The 2,506-nt window shown below is 69.0% G+C and carries 3 protein-coding genes; all 3 read left to right on the top strand.

The window, feature by feature from the left end; genetic code table 11:
• The first annotated feature begins 108 nt into the window (after window positions 1-108).
• The 3 genes from KJS59_RS30380 to KJS59_RS30370 all read left to right on the top strand — a co-directional run bounded on the left by KJS59_RS30380 (window position 109) and on the right by KJS59_RS30370 (window position 2,488).
• Window positions 109-513 carry a hypothetical protein gene (locus tag KJS59_RS30380; RefSeq protein WP_213457401.1) on the top strand — a complete coding sequence of 135 codons (405 nt, stop codon included), beginning with the start codon at window positions 109-111 and terminating at the stop codon, window positions 511-513.
• Complete coding sequence (locus KJS59_RS30375) at window positions 513-1,250, top strand: DDE-type integrase/transposase/recombinase (protein ID WP_213457399.1); 738 nt, start codon at window positions 513-515, stop codon at window positions 1,248-1,250. The genes KJS59_RS30380 and KJS59_RS30375 overlap by 1 nt, the downstream gene beginning before the upstream one ends.
• A 158-nt stretch (window positions 1,251-1,408) precedes the next feature.
• The gene (locus KJS59_RS30370; protein ID WP_213457403.1) at window positions 1,409-2,488 is read left to right on the top strand and encodes an IS110 family RNA-guided transposase; all 1,080 of its coding nucleotides are present in this window, start codon (window positions 1,409-1,411) and stop codon (window positions 2,486-2,488) included.
• Window positions 2,489-2,506 lie beyond the last annotated feature (18 nt).

The raw sequence follows: 2,506 nt of genomic DNA, 5'->3' as shown, positions 1-2,506 counted from the left end.
GGGTGAGTTGAGGCCAGCGGTTGATAGCAAGTCCGCTGGACAGGGCGAGTTCAGGATCGAGAAGCGTTGACTACTGCTGTTGACATGGTCGTGGCCCAGGATGGGGTCATGAGCCGCAAGAAGGGTCCGCGTTCGGGCGGGCCGGGTGCCCGCCGGTCGTTCAGTCCGGGGCAGAAACTGGACCTGCTGACCCGGTACGAGCAGGCGGTCGAGGCCGGTGAGGGTGGGGCGTTCCTGCGGCGGGAGGGTTTGTACTCGTCGTTGATGTCGGAGTGGCGTCGGGCCCGTGACGCCGGGCTGTTGCAGGGCAAGCCGGCTGCTGAGACGGTCGGCCGGCCGTCGGCGGAGCAGGCGGAGATCGCCCGGTTGCGTCGTGAACTGCAGCTGGCGCAGGCGAAGCTGACGCGGACCGAGACGGCGTTGACGATCATGGGAAAAGCGCGAGAGCTCTTGGAGGACATCTCCAGGAGCGAGCCGGACGGTCCGGACGTGTTCGGGCTCGGCAAGCGCTGATGGTCGCCTACCACGCGCTGACCGGGGCGAAGATCCCGACCCGGGAGGCGGGACGGCTGACCGGGATCGCCCGTTCCAGCGCGGACCGGGACCGGCGCCGGCCGACACCGGCGCGGCCGTTGCGGCGCACCCCGGCAAACGCGCTCACCCCGGCCGAGCGTGAGCAGGTGCTGCGGCTGTTGCACAGCCCGCAGTTCGTCGACGCGGCCCCGGCGCAGATCTACGCAGCGTTGCTGGACCAGGGCGTCTACGTCGGGTCGATCGCCACCATGTACCGGCTGCTGCGCGAGCACGAGCAGGTCCGTGAGCGTCGCCGGCAGGCCCGGCACCCGGCCCGGCAGCGTCCCGAACTGGTCGCTGACGCACCACGGCAGGTCTACACCTGGCACATCACGAAACTCGCCGGACCGGTCAAAGGGGTCTACTTCGACGCGTACGTGATGATCGACATCTACTCCCGGTACATCGCCGGCGTGCGGGTGCATGCCCGTGAGTCCGGTCCGCTCGCCGAGAACATGATGCGCGAGGTGTTCGACGCCCACGGCGTGCCGCACGTCGTACACGCCGACCGGGACACTTCGACGACCTCGAAATCGGTTGCTGACCTGCTCGAAGACCTGAACGTGACCCGTTCACACTCCCGGCCGAAGATCTCCAACGACTGCGATGATTTCCTCACGCCTCCCGGGGCCGGGTCTGACCCCTCGCAACGACCGGCCGTGGTGCCTTCGGGTTGATCTGTCGGCCTGTGCTCCGGGTGGCGTCTGGCCCGCCGGCCAGGTGGGCAGTGACCTTATAGGAGCCTGGCCAAGAGGCACCGTCGCAGTCCTGTCCGCCCACCCGTCCGGCGGTGGCCGCCACCACCGAGCAGACGGAGGAGACAGCCATCAACAGCATGCCGCACTCCCAGCCTGGCCGACGGGTCACCGTCGGCGTCGACACCCACAAGGACGTCCACGTCGCGGTCGCGTGTGACCAGCTCGGTGTCCGCCTCGACGAGCTGCGCATTCCCACCACCAGCGCCGGCTACGACCAACTCGTCCAGTGGGCGACCGGGCTCGGCCGAGTCGCGGCGTTCGGCGTGGAGGGCACCGGCTCCTACGGCGCCGAGTTGGCCCGCACGCTGCGCCGGCGCGGCTACCGGGTCATCGAGGTCAACCGGCCCGACCGCGCCACCCGCCACCGGCTGGGCAAAAGCGATCCGGTCGATGCCGAGATGGCAGCACGGGCGGTGCTGGCCGGCGTCGCGGCAGGAACACCGAAGGCCAGCGACGGCGACGCGGAGATGATCCGCATGCTCAAGATGGTCAAGGACTCGGCGGTCAAGGCCCGCACGCAGGCACTGAACCAGATGAAGGCCATCCTCGTCACATCCCCGGCCCAGGTGCGCGAAAGCCTGTCCGGGCTCACCGACCCCAAACTGCTCTCCAGGTGCGCCGCGTTCGAACCCGAGCCGCTCACCTCACCGGCCGCAGCAGCCCGGCACACGCTGCGACTGCTGGCCCGCCGCAACCTCGACCTGCGACAGGAGGTCAAGACGCTGCACGACGAGATCGGGCGCCTGGCCGCCAGTGCCGCACCCCACCTGCTCACCATCTTCGGCATCGGCCCCGACGGAGCAGCAACGATGCTGGTCGCCGCAGGTGACAACCCCGACCGGCTGCGCTCGGAGGCGGCCTTCGCCGCGCTCTGCGGCTCCAACCCGATTCCCGCCTCGTCCGGTAAGACCAACCGGCACCGGCTCAACCGCGGCGGGAACCGGCAGGCCAACGCCACCCTGCACCGCATCGTGGTCTGCCGGCTGCGCTGGCACGAGCCGACCCAGCACTACACCCAGCGCCGCCTGGCCGAGGGCAAGACGAAACCCGAGGTCATGCGCTGTCTCAAGCGGTACATCGCCCGAGAGATCTACCACGCGCTCTGCCCGCAGACCGGTGCACCGGAAGCCGTTAAAGATCTTGAGTCGAGCTCTTGAAGTCTATAGGAGCATCAA

Source organism: Rhizomonospora bruguierae, assembly GCF_018397995.1.
GTDB lineage: Bacteria > Actinomycetota > Actinomycetes > Mycobacteriales > Micromonosporaceae > Rhizomonospora > Rhizomonospora bruguierae.
This window is presented reverse-complemented; position numbering and strand designations above follow the sequence as displayed.